Source organism: Wandonia haliotis (assembly GCF_039523435.1).
In the GTDB taxonomy this organism is placed as follows: Bacteria; Bacteroidota; Bacteroidia; order Flavobacteriales_D; family Crocinitomicaceae; genus Wandonia; species Wandonia haliotis.
Genome location: NZ_BAAAFH010000001.1, coordinates 53,599 through 68,771 on the forward strand (window position 1 = coordinate 53,599; position 15,173 = coordinate 68,771).

A 15,173-nucleotide genomic window follows, 5' to 3' on the forward strand; every position below is an offset into this window, starting at 1 on the left:
ATTCGTCAGAGTAAGCCTCTGGCTTTTATTTCAAGGTATTTATTTATCGTTTCCATTGTCAGGTTTTCAGGCTCTGTCAAAACGGAATAAATACCATGTTTCCTGAGTTCGTTCACAATTAAGCGTTTCTCAAACTCATATTTCTCAGCAGTGACTTTTTCAAAAACCTCAAACAAATCAGAAGATTTTCGTTCAATGATGTGATCCAGTTCGGTATTTCTAAAAAAAACAATAACCAGTAAATGACTTTTTGCCATTCCTTTCAGATAAGGCAATTGTCTTTTCATACTTTCTATTGTATCAAAATTTGTGAATAACATCAATAAACTTCGCTGTCTGACTGTTCGTTTGACATCTACATATAATCGACTAAAATCACTTTCTTTAAAATCCGTCTGGATGGAATACAGATTTTCTGTAATCAACTGCATTTGCGTCTTTCTTCTGTCCGCTGCAATGATATTTTCTACTTTTCTGGAAAAAGTAAACATCCCGGCCTTATCACTTTTATTGATAATTACATTTGCCAGTACTAATGTAGAATTTATTGCATAGTCCAGTAATGTCATCCCGTTAAAAGGCATTTTCATCTGACGTCCCTTGTCAATAACCAGATAGATTTCCTGTGCTTTCTCGTCCTGGTATTGATTCACCATCAATTCATTCCGTTTGGCCGTTGCTTTCCAGTTTATCGTACGGATATCATCTCCTCTGACATATTCTTTGATCTGTTCAAATTCAGTTGTATGACCTATTCTTCGGATCTTTCGCAATCCGAAATGCTTAAATTTATCATTAAATGCTACCAGCCCATATTTTCGTAACTGGATGTATGAAGGGTAGACAGGGACCATTTTATCTGAATCAAAACGATACCGTTTTGCAACCAAACCAATAGCTGAACTCACATAGCAATTTAAAGCTCCAAACTGATACTCACCTCTTTCTACAGGGCGAAGAAAATAAACAAATTCATCACTCTGTCCGGACTTTATTGTCCGAATTACCGAAAAGTCACGTATCTGAAATTGCACCGGGATTTCATCTACAACTTCAATACGTGTTGTAAACGAATAATTACTTCTTAGTTTTATCAGGATCTCATTTTGATCTCCATTTGACAATCGATCCGCAGCAATGCGCTCTCCCGTGATTCCGTTTTTCATAAACAGGATCACACTGTCTATTAATGTAGCTGTTAGTAACGCTACAAGACATAGTTCCGCAACGACAAATAACCATCCAAAGAAAAAAGACACAATGAACAAAGCTACAATTCCCAACAAGGAATAGAAAAACAATGAGTTTATATAGAGTGCCTTCGCTACTTTCATGTTACTTAACGGGGAATTTCAACACTATCAACAATCTGTCCGATAACCTGAGAAGCAGTCAATCCCTCCATTTCTCGTTCCGGAGAAACGATGATTCTGTGTTGCAGAACCGGTACAGCAGCATCTTTTATATCATCAGGTGTAACAAAATCACGTCCGCGAATAGCTGCAAATCCTTTCGCTGCATTCAAAAGAGCGATGGAAGCTCTCGGTGATCCTCCCAAATATAAAAACTGATGTTCCCGTGTTTGCATAACTAATCTCGCTATGTATTCAAACAGGTGCTCTTCGATCTTAATCTTTTTCACCAATTCCTGATATCCTACTAATTCTTTTTGCGCAATAACCGTATTGATCCCTTCCATCTTATCCTTGTTCTCAAGCTTGTTTTCTTTCACAAGAATATTAACCTCTTCTTCCAAAGATGGATACCCAACATTGATTTTAAACAGAAAACGATCAAGTTGAGCTTCGGGTAAACGATAAGTACCTTCCTGTTCAATCGGGTTTTGCGTAGCAATAACCAGAAAAGGTGGATCCATCAAATACGTAGTTCCGTCCGCAGTAATCTGACGTTCTTCCATTACCTCAAACAAAGCAGCTTGTGTTTTTGCCGGAGCACGGTTAATCTCATCAATCAGTACAAAATTAGCAAACACCGGTCCTCTTTTGAATTCAAAAGCAGACTTAGACACATCAAACACAGATGTTCCAATAATGTCTGAAGGCATTAAATCCGGTGTAAACTGAATCCGGCTAAAATTCAGAGATAATGTTCTTGCAAGTAACTTGGCTGTAACTGTTTTCGCAACACCGGGTGCACCTTCAATGAGAACATGTCCGTTTGCAAGAATTGCTACCAGTAACTGATCGATCATTTTATCCTGTCCGACAATCACCTTTCCGATCTCATTCCGTACAGCATCGACAGCAACCTTTAAAGGTTCAAGGTTGATACGCGACTCGAAGTTTACCCCTCCGTTTTCTTCCAACTCTTTATTTTCTTCCATAACTGTTATAGATTCATTTTTTCAAGTAACTTATTCAAACCAATAACATCATATTCCGTCGCTGTTGTTCGGTTATAGTGATGCTTAATGATTTCATATAACTGGTTCACATCTTTTTCAGCTGCTCCTAAAACCTGAAGAAGCTTATCCCTAAAACGATCGTCTATCTCACGAGTATCTATCCTGTGATCTTTTCTCATCTTTTCAAGGAAAAACATGATTCGTTTATCCATTATTGTATAGTAATCCTTTTCCCTGTAATGTAAATCAGCAACCGTTCGCACAAACTGAAGCGTGGTATTCGCATGTGGTATTTTCACAGGTATTACTCGCTGTCTTCGCTTTGCCCTGAAAATCATAAATAAAACTCCCGTTATCAAAAGTAATAACCACGCCCATTTCAACGAGCGCTTCGACATAATGAAACGCAATGGGGTATTCCCCAGGTTTTCATTGGACAAGTTTCCATTGGAGTAGAAAAAGACCGTTTTTTCATTGATATATCCTGCCAGATATTCGGTATATTCTCTTTTTTCCTTTTCCAGAAGAAAATAGTTAGAAAAAACTTCCGGGTTCAGATGCAAGAATACTGTTCCATCTCCATACGGAAGCCGGATAAAATTGACTCCTAATTCATCTGTATCCGAATAACGCAACCCCAATTTGATTTGATCAGAACTATCCGGCAAAGAAAAATATTGATTCTCGTGCCAGACAGGAAGTTCAAACTCATTATCCGTACTTCCCGGGAGTAATAGCTTCATTGTATCCCCTATCCAGGCTCCAGACTCCAACTCTACCTCTAAATCTTCCAAAAAATCATACGGAAAATCAGAACAACTCAAAAAGACGGTATTTCCGAAAGAAGCAAAATCAAGAATTTCTTGCTGGGAATAGTTATCAAGCGAAAAATCTCTTGAAATATACAAGAATGTCCCCTTTACCGAGTAGTTCAACTCCTCAGTATCGAACTTGTCTATAAAAAAATTATACGGCGTCTCTGAAAATCGGATAACTTCAGACTCATCTAATAAAGCATCTACTTCCTGATTCCACACATACAACCCGAACGGTGTTTTTTTTGCCGTTTTGTAATACGGGTACCAGTCCACCGGTTTAGGTCGCGAAGCTTCAAAAATAACCAACCCTATTACGATTAGCAGCAGAAAGCCTATGTATATGTATAAACGCCTACTCATATTTCGTTCTTACTGCTTTTTTAAACTGCTCTTCTGTTTTTCTGAATTGCTCTGCATCCAATTCGAACTCTCCATACCAGCAATAATCATAGATATAGGACAGATATGCGAATTGATTCCGGGTTGTCTGATCTTTTATCTCGTACAGGTATTCTGTGTTTGTTTTATCCTTATGCCAGATAATTACGTTCCCCGCAGAAAGTTGTTTTAACAACCACAAATAATAATATCGTACAGCCAATCTGAAATCTTTTGCTTCAATGGCTTTGGCTACCAGTTGCTCAAAATCAACCTTCTGTATATTCTCAGCGATGACTTCTGAAACATGAATTTTCCGCTTTCTTTTAAAGATCCCTGAAATCTCATCTCTGAAGAAAGAACGAAGAATAAGAAAAACAAGTCCTGCAATAGCTAAAACAGCCAAAATTTTAAATATCAGATTCCAGTTTGTCGGTTCTCCGTCAGGTGTGTACAAGATCTCGCTTAACCACTCCCAAAATCGTGCCCATAACCGTTCGAAAAAAGACATCTCATCATTGACTACTATTTCTCTGGAATAGTTAAATTCATCAGAGGCATAACGGTCATTAAAGCCTTCTTCAAATTGTTTTTTTTCAGGTGCGACAGGAAATTCTTCCTTATTAATTTCCCCGGACGAAAACACCAGAAAAGGTAGAAGAAAAAACAACCCCGCAAGAGCAAAAAAAGAAAGATTACGATATGACAGCTTATTCTTCTTCACTTAATCCGATAGCATCAATTTCACTGTTTACACTGATATTGTCTCTTTCTTCGAGGTTAGAATAATAAATAACTCCCTGATTCACCAACATCAAATTCTGCATAATAATACTTATTAAGCTTGTAAAAATGATAATCAGAGTCATAACAAAGAACATCGTAGAGGCTGTATCTCTCATGTCCATAGAAGACTGACTGGCAGATTCTGCTGAAGCAATAAAAGACACTATCGTTATTAAATACGGTATAAAGAAAAGAATCGATGTTACCGCATTAATAATCATGTAGATGATCAGTGTAGAACCGACAGTTGGCCAGAATTTTTTAGTCGCAAAATGATACCCCACTCCGACAGATTTCAAAAAGCCGTTATCCGTTGAGATATAATCATAAAAACTAAGCATTACCCATGAAATCATCATTGGTGTCATAATAAATAGCAGTGGAATTCCAATCAGCACCATTGCTAAAAGAGAGATCAATGAAAAAGTAACAATGAAAATAGGAACGAAAGTAACCAGAGAAGCCAGAAAGAAAAGAATGGCTTTTCCTACTTTTCTTTTAATAAATCCAAACAAAGCATCATTCGTAATCTCCTCTCCTTTAGCAACTTTATTCAAAAAAGCAACCGGATACAGGTACAGAACCAACGTCAGAATTATTAGAACGACGAAAATGAGTAGTACTAATCCTATGTACAAATTTTCATTAGCGATCAAGTTCTGCTCAAGAACCCGACTACTACTATACCCTCTTTCCATTGAATTAAGCACGTCATCCATGAACACTCTTGAAAAGAAGAATGTTGTAACCAATAGCAACAGGATTACAATTCCGTTAATAACGAAGAAACCTTTTAAATACGATTTCCCATAGGCTTTAAAGAAACCGAATGTGTCAGAAATAAGCGCATTAAAGTCACGCTTCTTGAGTAGCTGGTAGCTCATTTGTTTTTAATTTTCGTATAACAATAAAAGGATAGATCAAATAATAGAAAGCAATTAAACTCAACGTTGACAGGATAATAAAGAAGGCCAGAAAAATCGGCATTTCCATAGCATATCTCGTTATATATCCTTCCAAGAATCCTGCAGCGATGGTAAAAGGCATGGTACTCAAAAACAATTTAAACGTATTTTTAAATCCTATTTTGAATGAATTTAATCGAGAATAGGTTTGCGGGAATAATATGCTGGCACCAAGAGCAAAACCTGCAGCAGCTTCAATTACGATTGCAAAAATCTCCATAGATCCGTGAATCCATATTCCGCGAACACTTTCCCAAAACACTCCCTGTTGATAGAAGAAGAACTGAAAAGACCCTATCATAATACAGTTATTCAAATAAATATAGAAGGTACCTACTCCCAGAAAAATCCCCCAGAAATAAGCGAGTACCCCCACCCTAAGGTTGTTAAATGTAATACCGATAAAACTTCCCCAGTCACTTCCTGACTTATACACGGCAACCGGATTACCGTCCGCTATGTTTTCCAACGTCATGTTTACATAACTATCACCAAGAATCAAACGTACAAAACTCTGATCGTAAGCGGCTGAAAGAACTCCGATTGAAACCAATACGGCAAACAAAGCAAAAGAAAAATAAATATACTTTCTGTAATTATAAGCGATAACAGGTACTTCTACCTTGAAAAACTGAACCAGTCTGTTCGAATCCTCCCGCTTACTTCCATACACCTTCTGGTATATTCCCGAAGCCAGGTAATTGACATATTTAGTTGTCTTACTTTTGGGGTAATATGTTTGCGAATATGCCAGATCATTCAAAATCTCTACATACAACGAAGATAGCTCATCCGGTGTACGTGAGATTTTTCCGGATACAAGTTGTTCAACTTCTAACCATTTTTCTTTATTTTGCTTTATGAATGCTACTTCTCGCATGGGGAGCTAAAATAGAAATAATGTCACAATTACCAATAAATACAACTCAAAATGTAAACGTTGAATTCACTTTAGCTTCTGTTGGTTCCCGAATACTGGCTCAAATTTTGGATTTAGTTTTCAAAGCGTGTTATGTAATTGTACTTTTTATTATTCTTGATCAATTCAACTCTCTGAGCCGATTATACTGGATGGACCAATGGTCCTACATTGCCATAGTACTCATTTTGTCTATTCCTGTTATCTTCTATACACTTTTCTTTGAATTCATTTGGAAAGGTCAGACCCCCGGAAAAAGAATTCTGAAAATTCGTGTTATAAAAATCGATGGATTTAATGCCGGTTTTGCTGAGTATCTGGTTCGATGGCTATTCAGAACTATAGATACTACTATCGGTAATGGTATAATCGGCTTGCTGACTATCATTTTCAATCCTAAAAACCAACGTTTTGGCGATTTGGCAGCCGGAACAGCTGTTATTACGTTAAAACAGGATGTTTCGATCAATCAAACCATACTTTTAAAGCTACAGGAGGATTATAAACCACTTTATCCCTCTGTTATCAGGCTATCAGATAATGATATTCGGATTATAAAAGAGTCCTTCCTTGCTTCGGTACGATCTAAGGATTACAAAACCGTTTCTAAACTTGCGCAAAAGATCAAAGATGTCACGGAAATACAGGAAACAAAACAAAAAGATGTTGACTTCGTAAAGACGGTTCTGAAAGATTATACTTTTTTCACACAGGAAATGTAATTTACAGTTCAAGCTCAATAGAAGGATCCCAGAATATCTCCTTAAAGTTTACAATACGATCATCTTTCACCTGAATACCTTCTGCTTCCAATAATTCCTCCATTTGAGTTGGTGTAGAAAAATGAGCCTTCCCTGTAAGCAGTCCATTTCTGTTCACCACCCGTTGTGCCGGAACTCCAGACTGTGTATGAGCAGCATTCATTGCCCAGCCCACCATCCGACTGGAACGTGGAGCCCCCAGGTAACGTGCTATTGCGCCATAACTCGTAACACGACCTTCAGGAATTAAACGCACCACATCATATACTGATTGAAAAAAATCTATGTGTTTGTCGTTAATAGAAAGCATAGTAATCACTTCTTTTTTCTTCTAAATACTCTTTCTACCCAATCGAATTTTACTTCACGATCTCTGTTAGGATCACTCAGAACATAACCACACACCAAGCATTCTGTTTTTTCTACCTTACCCGATTTTCCAGAAAAAATATAGCCTATAGCTTCCATTCTCCCCGTAAACTTCTTTAATTCACTAACTGTACTCAACTTAAAGCTACCACACCTCATACACTGATTCAGAGAGGACACATCACCACCAAAAGGCGAATCTTTTACCAATTTACTTAAAGCTAAATTGGATAACCCTCTTTCATCCACCTCTTCTAAAATAAGTTTCTTAGAATTATTTAAATACCCAGAGTACTTAAACTTAATTAAAAAAGCCAACTCCCTATCGCTTAAAGACTTCAAAAACTCCCTTACTCCAGACATTTATGATGATAATCCTTCTTCTTAAAAAGAATAAAATTAATGAATCAAAAACTTACTATACTTAATTTTGAACCCTTTAGCAGAAAACAGAGTTTCGTAATGTGTTTTAATATCCAGAATTTCGCGGGTTTCTTCATCCAGATTTTCAATCAGTTCTCCATACAAATCCCATGTAGATTGGATAGGCGTATATTTTTTTTCTTGTATCTCTTCTTCTGTAAATTCAAATAAAATATCACTATCCGTCTTCACATGAACTATTCCTCCGGGTTTTAAAAACTTTCTATACCGATTTATAAACAATTCCGAAGTAAGTCTTTTACGAGGTTTAGCCGGTTGCGGATCAGAAAATGTCAACCAGATTTCATCAATTTCATTCTCTGCAAAAAAAGCATCAATAAAATCAATACGCGTCCGGAGGAATCCCACATTCTGCATGTTAGCATTCAATGCTTCTCTGGCGCCTATAAACATACGCGCCCCCTTTATATCAACTCCTATGTAATTTTTATTCGGGTAACGTTTGGCCAACCCAACCGCATACTCCCCTTTACCACACCCCAACTCAAGTACGATAGGATTTTCATTTTTAAAAAACTCACTTCTCCACTTCCCTTTTAAATGAAAATTTCCCGACTTGATATCTTCCATTGTAGGTTCGACAACATGATCAAAGGTTTTCATTGCCGCGAAGCGTTCCAGTTTACGTTTTGCCATAATCTTTATGAATATTGAAGGAACAAAAGTAGGGAAAATTAACTGTTTAAACTTTTATCCGTAAATGAAAAAAGGAAGCTAATTAGCTTCCTTTTCGTGGCGCGGGGGAGATTTGAACTCCCGACCTCAGGGTTATGAATCCTGCGCTCTAACCAACTGAGCTACCGCGCCTCAATCGTTTTGCGGGTGCAAATATAACAGGTTTTTTCAATCATACTATAGATAAATGAAAATATTTTTCTCCTGTTTCATCAAGCAACTGAAAAACAAAACTATATTCTCTTATTTTATGAACGATCTTCCTCAAAAAGAAGTTTGGTTTTATGCTTTACTGTACGTAGCACCAATGAAATCAGAAGTGCAATCCCAAAAACGATTCCATAATACGAATGATACGTAAAGCTTCCACTGGTTACTGCGTCCCGAAAAATATCCACAAAAAGAAACCCAATAATCGTAGCAGAAACACCTGAATACTCTCTTCTCAGAATAGTTTTCATTGAAAAAGGAATCGGACTTTTTTCATAATTCCTGAAAGAAGGTATAAATGCAGGTACTTTTAAAGACCAGTTCAGATAATCTTCTCCAAACTTTCTCTCCAAAAAACGTTCCTCTGCAAACATTATTCGCTCGTAATACAACCAAAAAAGCAAACTGACCAACAATAAAAACCAAATATTTCCGGTGTAAATAACAATACCAATCCACATCAGATAGTTCCCCAGATACAACGGATGTCTTACAGTGGAATAAATACCCTTTGTATTCAACGCTTCAGCAACCTGCTCTTTTGTATTTCTACCCGAAGTATTTTTATTGGAAGTACCGATTGCTACAGCACGTACATATTGTCCCAAAAATGAAACAAGAGCGGCAACTCCAAGCAGAATATAGTAGTTAACCTCATCATTATCCATCCACGAATAATCTGTAAAATAGATTACCGGGATCGCCGCTAAGAATAGAACAACAGGGATTTGACCTCTGTACTTAAACAAAAAATTTCCTGATTTTTCAAAAGAATGTATTAATGCCATCTAAAAGTTTTTTGTATATTTCAGACCTACAAAATAATGCTGCGAAGTTATAAATAATTAATTCGTCCAGACATGTCGGAAAAAAAGAAATATGAATTAGAATACCTTTTGAAGACTTCTCCGAAAGTTCTTTATAATCTTGTTGCCACCCCCAGCGGTCTTAGCGAATGGTTTGCTGACAACGTAAACGTCAACAAGGATAACATTTACACATTTATCTGGGACGGAGCAGAAGAAGAAGCTCGTTTGATTACAAAACGAAACGGAGAATGCATAAAATGGATTTGGATGTCGGACGAAGAAGAGGGTGAAAATACATATTTTGAATTCAAAATAGCCACCGATCCCATGACAAAATCTACTCTTTTCTATGTTATTGATTTCGCAGAAGAAGACGAAGTTGAAGAAGCAACTGAATTGTGGGAATCGCAAATCAACGAATTAAAACGCATACTTGGGGCGTAACTTTGGAAAGTACATTAAATTTGTGCTTTCGAAATTTGTGATGTGAAGAAACTGTATCTTTTTAGTCTGAAGTCTTTCATCGGACCTTTTTTTATAACATTGGTAATATCAATGTTCATCCTTGTTATGCAGTTTTTCTGGAAATACATCGACGATCTTATGGGAAAAGGGTTGGAGATTTCCATTATTATTGAATTAATTGTTTACCTCTCTGCCCATCTGATTCCATTAGCACTTCCTCTTGCTGTTCTTCTCTCTTCGATTATGACCCTGGGGAATCTGGCAGAAAATAATGAACTTACCGCCTTAAAATCTTCGGGTCTTTCTCTTTTCCGAATCATGCGTCCACTAATGACGTTCATGATTATACTCGCACTGGTAACCTTTTATTTCTCCAATTATATTATTCCGGTATCTAACCTCAAAATGCGAACTCTGATCTACGATATCCAGCAAACCAAAGTTGCACTGGTACTAAAACCTGGGTCGTATACAAGAGAATTGACCGGGTTTAGTATAAAGGTCGGAAAAGGTGAGGAAAACAAATTCGAGTCGGTAACGATATACGATGAAACCAATCCACAATTTGTTCGGGTTATAAAAGCAGACAGTGGCGAATTATTCAAATCACCCAAAGGAGATTTTCTTTTATTCAAGTTGACAAACGGTTACATGAATGAAGAGCTTCCTACTCCTCCACCAAGAATCAACGCAAATGGGATTCCCGAATATAAAGAGTATAAGCCGGCGCGTAAATCAGAATTTGAAACTGCGACATTAAAAATTGATTTATCAGGGTTTAAACTGGAGCGTACAAACGAAGATTTGTTCAAGAATCAATTTGAAATGATGAATATCTTTCAGCTGGATAAGGCAATTGATTCATCCATGAATCAATACAGGGATATTGCAGGAACACTTTCGAAAGGAGCATTAAACGACCATATTTATTATCTGGCTAAAGATTATAAACGTTCTTTAGAATCGGAATCAACGGAAAAAAGAGATTCGATGCTCCCTGTTATTTCTGATAGTTCGGTAGTACGACTAGAAGCATTAAACGACTCTCAACTGCGGGTTGCTTATAATGAGGCCATCTCAAAAATCCGTAGAAGGATGCAAAACTTCGAAAGTCAAAAACACCTTCTAAAAACGAAATACGAAGAACTTCTAAAAATTGATTCTGAATTCCACAAAAAGTTCGCCCTCAGTGCTTCAGTACTGATTCTGTTCTTCATTGGCGCACCACTGGGAGCTATTGTTCGAAAAGGAGGGTTCGGAGCCCCGGTTGTAATTGCGGTTTTGCTTTTCATGATCTATTATGTCATCTCCATTTCGGGAGAAAATATGGTAAAATCACAAACAGTATTACCCTGGGTGGGAACCTGGCTGAGTTCATTTATTCTCGCACCTTTTGCCATTTATCTGAATATAAGAGCCGGAAATGACCAGCCGTTAACCACAGTTGATTTTTCTTTTCTTAAACGACTTTTCAGAAAAAAATGACAAAGGTGTTGCACATAACACCCAAACCGTTTCTCCCCAAAACAGACGGAGGATGTGTTGCTATGTCAGCCTTTCATCAATTGTTAAAGAACGCCGGATACACTGTATTTTGGGCTACTCTTTCAACAGAAAAACACCCTTTATATCCTGATCAGTTAACCAATGAAATATCACTCACTCCTGCACATGTCCGGGTAACTACAGCTCCCCGTATAACAGGACTGATCCGTTCTTTATTTTCGGAAACACCTTATTGGTTGAAACGATTTTATTCAATTGATTTTCAGAATAAAATTCGTAACACAATAGCTACATACCAACCGGACATTGTTATTATCGAGGGACTTCAATTAGCCCCATATCTTCCTGCGTTGAAAAAAAGTGGTTGCAAATTATTCCTGAGAACTCACAATATCGAATCCGATTTATGGGATGAGCAGTTGAGTACTATGGGCGGGATCAAAAGACTCTCAGCTCAACTATCCGTAAAAGGACTACGGAGTTATGAAAACACCATTTTTAATGAGGTAGACGGAATCATTGCTATTTCTCCCAAAGAAGTAGAGTATGTAACTACTGTTGCTCCCAATACCCCGGTCGTTCATATTCCGACTACAATTCCAACCCGACAGGAATCTTCTCCCTTTTCTCATGACTTCTTTCATCTTGGAGCTATGGATTGGGAACCTAATAAAGCAGGTGTTTCCTGGTTTATTAATCAGGTTTGGACCTCATTTATACATACAGAGTCTTCTTCCGTTTTACATTTGGCAGGAAGAAAACTTGCTTCTGACTTATTTTCTTCTGTAAAAAAAGTAGTGAATCATGGAGAGGTAAATGATTCCTCTGAGTTCATGATCCGACATGGAATCATGATTGTACCCGTTTTTCAGGGAAGTGGAATCCGGATCAAAATTCTGGAAGCAGGAAGTATGGGAATTCCGGTAATTGCAACCCCTAAAGCAGTAGAAGGCCTGGGGCTAATCCCCGATAAACATTTTCTACAAGCAAGTACGGAAGCCGAGTTTATTATGCAAATGAAACGACTTATCGCTTCTCCTCCACTCTATACAGAGTTGGGACTTGCCCTGAAAGAATACTTAAACAAAAATTACTCAGCAGACGCTTTGAAAGAAAAACTTTATGAATTCATCGGAAAAGCATAAACCACGTTTAGTTGTTGTTCTCTCCCGCTTTCCTTTTCCAACGGAAAAAGGAGATAAACTTCGCGCTTTCTACCAAATCCGAGATTTAAGTAAAGACTGGGATATTTATGCGATCTGCCTGAGTGAACAAACGATTTCAGAAGAGCATAAAGCTAAAGTAAATGCGTACTGTAAAGAGTTGCATATTTTCCAACTCGACAAGTGGAAAAAACTTTTCAATACAGGTTTACAGTTTTTTACGACAAAGCCCTTTCAGGTAGGTTATTTTTATCAGCATTCTATTCATCATCAAATTGATATATTATTAAAAAGAATTGAACCTGATCATATATTTTGTCAACTAATTCGTGCTGCAGAATACGTCAAAAACTACCATTCCTGTACAAAGACCATCGACTACATGGATGCTTTGAGTGCCGGAATAAAAAGACGCATTCCTCAATCTTCTCTGCTCAGTCGTTGGTTATTCCGTTCCGAATGGAAACGCTTAACGAGATACGAGAACATTCTATTTGACTATTTTGAGTACCATACAATCATCTCAGAACAGGACAGGGACTTAATCGCACACCCCCAGCGTGCAAAAATTGACATTCTTCCCAATGGTGTCGGAGAACATTTCTTTAACTATAGTAAACCTGTACAGAAAACACATGACCTCGTTTTCACAGGAAATCTGAGTTATCCTCCGAATATAAATGCAGTACATTATATTACTCATGAAATATGTCCTGTATTGAAAGCTTCCGGTCGTAACGTATCCGTGCTTATCTCCGGTGCAAATCCTGTCTCTGAAATTGAACGGCTTCAGGGGAAAATAGACCTGACCGGATGGGTTGAAGACATCAGAGACAGTTATGCAAAGGGCATTGTTTTTGTTGCTCCTATGTTTATAGGAACGGGATTACAAAACAAACTTCTGGAAGCAATGGCGATGGGAATTCCCTGTATCACCACTCCTCTGGCAAACAATGCCCTCGGAGCGGACTCTTCATCAATACTGCTTGCTGAAACCCCCGAAGGCTTTGCTGATAAGATCCAAATGCTCTTATCTGATGAAGAGCTCCGGGAGCGTTATGCTACAAATGGTCAGAATTATGTCAAAGCTAACTTCAACTGGAATAATCTTACACAAAAACTTTCTGACAAAATGATGGCAATAAGCCGTTGAAATATCGTTAACTTTGTAACCCAATTCAAAGCAAAATGAGCTATAAACTAAATACAGTAGAAGAAGCTCTGGAAGATATCCGGGCGGGAAAAGTAATAATCGTTGTAGATGATGAAGACCGGGAGAATGAAGGAGATTTTATAGCTGCTGCTGAAATGGCTACTCCTGAAATGATTAACTTCATGGCAACTCATGGTCGTGGTCTAATCTGTACACCTCTTACAGAGGATCGATGTGACGAGCTGGATTTAAACCTGATGGTTACAAACAATACGGTTCTTCACCATACTCAGTTCACTGTATCGGTAGATCTTATCGGGCATGGATGTACTACAGGAATTTCAGCTCATGACCGGGCAAAGACCATTCTTTCTCTTGTAAATCCGGAAACAAAACCATTCGACCTTGGACGTCCGGGACATATTTTTCCATTACGCGCAAAAAAAGGAGGTGTCCTTAGAAGAACAGGACATACAGAAGCTGCTGTAGATATCGCAAGATTAGCTGGATTACAACCTGCAGGAATACTTGTTGAGATTCTGAATGAAGATGGTACAATGGCACGTCTTCCACAATTAATGGAAGTAGCGAAAAAATTTGACCTTAAAATCATTTCCATAGAGGACCTTATCCAATACCGTTTACAAACCGAAACACTTATTGAAGAAGAAGTTGACGTTAAAATGCCAACTGTCTACGGAGATTTCCAACTTCATGCATTCAAACAAACTACTAATGGACAGGAGCACCTGGCCTTAGTAAAGGGAGAATGGGACGAAAACGAACCTATCTTAGTTCGCGTTCATTCCTCTTGTATGACGGGTGATATTTTCGGTTCGTGCAGATGTGATTGCGGGCCTCAGCTTCACAAAGCAATGGAAATGATCGATAAAGAAGGTAAAGGAGTCATTGTCTACATGAATCAGGAAGGACGGGGAATCGGTTTACTAAATAAACTAAAAGCGTATAAACTCCAGGAAGAAGGATTGGATACTGTAGAAGCTAATCTTAAACTCGGATTCAAAATGGATCAGCGGGATTACGGAATCGGCGCACAAATCTTACGTGCTCTTGGTGTGACTAAAATGCGACTTATGTCCAATAATCCTAAAAAACGTACCGGATTAACAGCTTACGGGCTTGAAGTAACTGAAAACGTTCCCCTGGAAATTGAAAGTAACCGTCACAACGAGTTGTACTTAAAGACTAAACGTGATAAAATGGGACACTCCCTGAAACATTTGAAATAAATTATTTCTACAAAAAAAGAGATGCTCAATAGCATCTCTTTTTTATTTTCATATAGTGTCTAGTCCTGAAATAGCGATACACAAAAAAATCGTTATGAAAGAAGGTCAAAGATCAGATTATGTAAAACGAACGCAGA

General features: G+C 37.8%; 16 protein-coding genes and 1 tRNA gene. 6 read left to right on the forward strand and 11 right to left on the reverse strand.

Going from position 1 to position 15,173, the window contains the following annotated elements:
- Window positions 1–5 precede the first annotated feature (5 nt).
- From ABDZ97_RS00205 to ABDZ97_RS00230, 6 genes are read right to left on the reverse strand one after another with little or no spacing between them, the layout of a single operon-like run.
- Window positions 6–1,334, reverse strand: coding sequence for a DUF58 domain-containing protein (locus tag ABDZ97_RS00205; RefSeq protein WP_343783852.1), 1,329 nt, complete (start codon window positions 1,332–1,334; stop codon window positions 6–8).
- Between the two features lie 5 nt (window positions 1,335–1,339).
- Window positions 1,340–2,344: an AAA family ATPase gene (locus tag ABDZ97_RS00210; protein ID WP_343783854.1), complete on the reverse strand. Its 1,005-nt coding sequence runs from the start codon at window positions 2,342–2,344 to the stop codon at window positions 1,340–1,342.
- Between the two features lie 5 nt (window positions 2,345–2,349).
- Window positions 2,350–3,543 carry a DUF4350 domain-containing protein gene (locus tag ABDZ97_RS00215; RefSeq protein ID WP_343783856.1) on the reverse strand — a complete coding sequence of 398 codons (1,194 nt, stop codon included), beginning with the start codon at window positions 3,541–3,543 and terminating at the stop codon, window positions 2,350–2,352.
- Entirely contained in the window at window positions 3,536–4,285 is a 750-nt protein-coding gene (locus ABDZ97_RS00220) for a hypothetical protein (protein ID WP_343783858.1), read from the reverse strand. The genes ABDZ97_RS00215 and ABDZ97_RS00220 overlap by 8 nt, the downstream gene beginning before the upstream one ends.
- Window positions 4,272–5,231, reverse strand: a complete 960-nt coding sequence (locus tag ABDZ97_RS00225; RefSeq protein WP_343783860.1) for a hypothetical protein — start codon at window positions 5,229–5,231, stop codon at window positions 4,272–4,274. The genes ABDZ97_RS00220 and ABDZ97_RS00225 overlap by 14 nt, the downstream gene beginning before the upstream one ends.
- A complete protein-coding gene (locus tag ABDZ97_RS00230; protein ID WP_343783862.1) occupies window positions 5,203–6,192 on the reverse strand; it encodes a stage II sporulation protein M in 990 nt (329 codons plus the stop codon). Before ABDZ97_RS00230 ends, ABDZ97_RS00225 begins: the two co-directional genes overlap by 29 nt.
- Window positions 6,193–6,212: 20 nt before the next feature.
- Here ABDZ97_RS00230 and ABDZ97_RS00235 point away from each other — a divergent pair, with 20 nt between their 5' ends.
- A complete protein-coding gene (locus ABDZ97_RS00235; protein ID WP_343783864.1) occupies window positions 6,213–6,953 on the forward strand; it encodes an RDD family protein in 741 nt (246 codons plus the stop codon).
- A 1-nt stretch (window position 6,954) separates the two neighbouring features.
- Here ABDZ97_RS00235 and ABDZ97_RS00240 read toward each other — a convergent pair whose 3' ends face one another.
- The 5 genes from ABDZ97_RS00240 to ABDZ97_RS00260 form a co-directional block, all read right to left on the reverse strand.
- Complete coding sequence (locus tag ABDZ97_RS00240) at window positions 6,955–7,302, reverse strand: MGMT family protein (RefSeq protein WP_343783866.1); 348 nt, start codon at window positions 7,300–7,302, stop codon at window positions 6,955–6,957.
- A 5-nt stretch (window positions 7,303–7,307) separates the two neighbouring features.
- Window positions 7,308–7,724 (reverse strand): hypothetical protein, encoded by a 417-nt coding sequence (locus ABDZ97_RS00245; protein ID WP_343783868.1) that lies wholly within the window; start codon window positions 7,722–7,724, stop codon window positions 7,308–7,310.
- Window positions 7,725–7,760: 36 nt separating this feature from the next.
- Window positions 7,761–8,441 carry a tRNA (guanosine(46)-N7)-methyltransferase TrmB gene (gene trmB, locus ABDZ97_RS00250; RefSeq protein ID WP_343783870.1) on the reverse strand — a complete coding sequence of 227 codons (681 nt, stop codon included), beginning with the start codon at window positions 8,439–8,441 and terminating at the stop codon, window positions 7,761–7,763.
- Between the two features lie 97 nt (window positions 8,442–8,538).
- Window positions 8,539–8,612: transfer RNA gene (locus ABDZ97_RS00255), tRNA-Met, on the reverse strand.
- Between the two features lie 116 nt (window positions 8,613–8,728).
- Window positions 8,729–9,478, reverse strand: a complete 750-nt coding sequence (locus ABDZ97_RS00260) for a methyltransferase family protein (protein ID WP_343783872.1) — start codon at window positions 9,476–9,478, stop codon at window positions 8,729–8,731.
- A 72-nt stretch (window positions 9,479–9,550) separates the two neighbouring features.
- On the opposite strand from ABDZ97_RS00260, the gene ABDZ97_RS00265 reads away from it, so the two are divergent.
- From ABDZ97_RS00265 to ABDZ97_RS00285, 5 genes are read left to right on the forward strand one after another with little or no spacing between them, the layout of a single operon-like run.
- Window positions 9,551–9,943, forward strand: a complete 393-nt coding sequence (locus ABDZ97_RS00265; protein WP_343783874.1) for an START-like domain-containing protein — start codon at window positions 9,551–9,553, stop codon at window positions 9,941–9,943.
- Window positions 9,944–9,985: 42 nt separating this feature from the next.
- A complete protein-coding gene (locus tag ABDZ97_RS00270; protein ID WP_343783876.1) occupies window positions 9,986–11,449 on the forward strand; it encodes an LptF/LptG family permease in 1,464 nt (487 codons plus the stop codon).
- Entirely contained in the window at window positions 11,446–12,615 is a 1,170-nt protein-coding gene (locus ABDZ97_RS00275; protein WP_343783878.1) for a glycosyltransferase, read from the forward strand. Before ABDZ97_RS00270 ends, ABDZ97_RS00275 begins: the two co-directional genes overlap by 4 nt.
- A complete protein-coding gene (locus ABDZ97_RS00280; protein WP_343783880.1) occupies window positions 12,593–13,786 on the forward strand; it encodes a glycosyltransferase in 1,194 nt (397 codons plus the stop codon). The genes ABDZ97_RS00275 and ABDZ97_RS00280 overlap by 23 nt, the downstream gene beginning before the upstream one ends.
- Window positions 13,787–13,821: 35 nt before the next feature.
- Window positions 13,822–15,036 (forward strand): bifunctional 3,4-dihydroxy-2-butanone-4-phosphate synthase/GTP cyclohydrolase II, encoded by a 1,215-nt coding sequence (locus ABDZ97_RS00285; protein WP_343783882.1) that lies wholly within the window; start codon window positions 13,822–13,824, stop codon window positions 15,034–15,036.
- The last annotated feature ends 137 nt before the right edge of the window (window positions 15,037–15,173 follow it).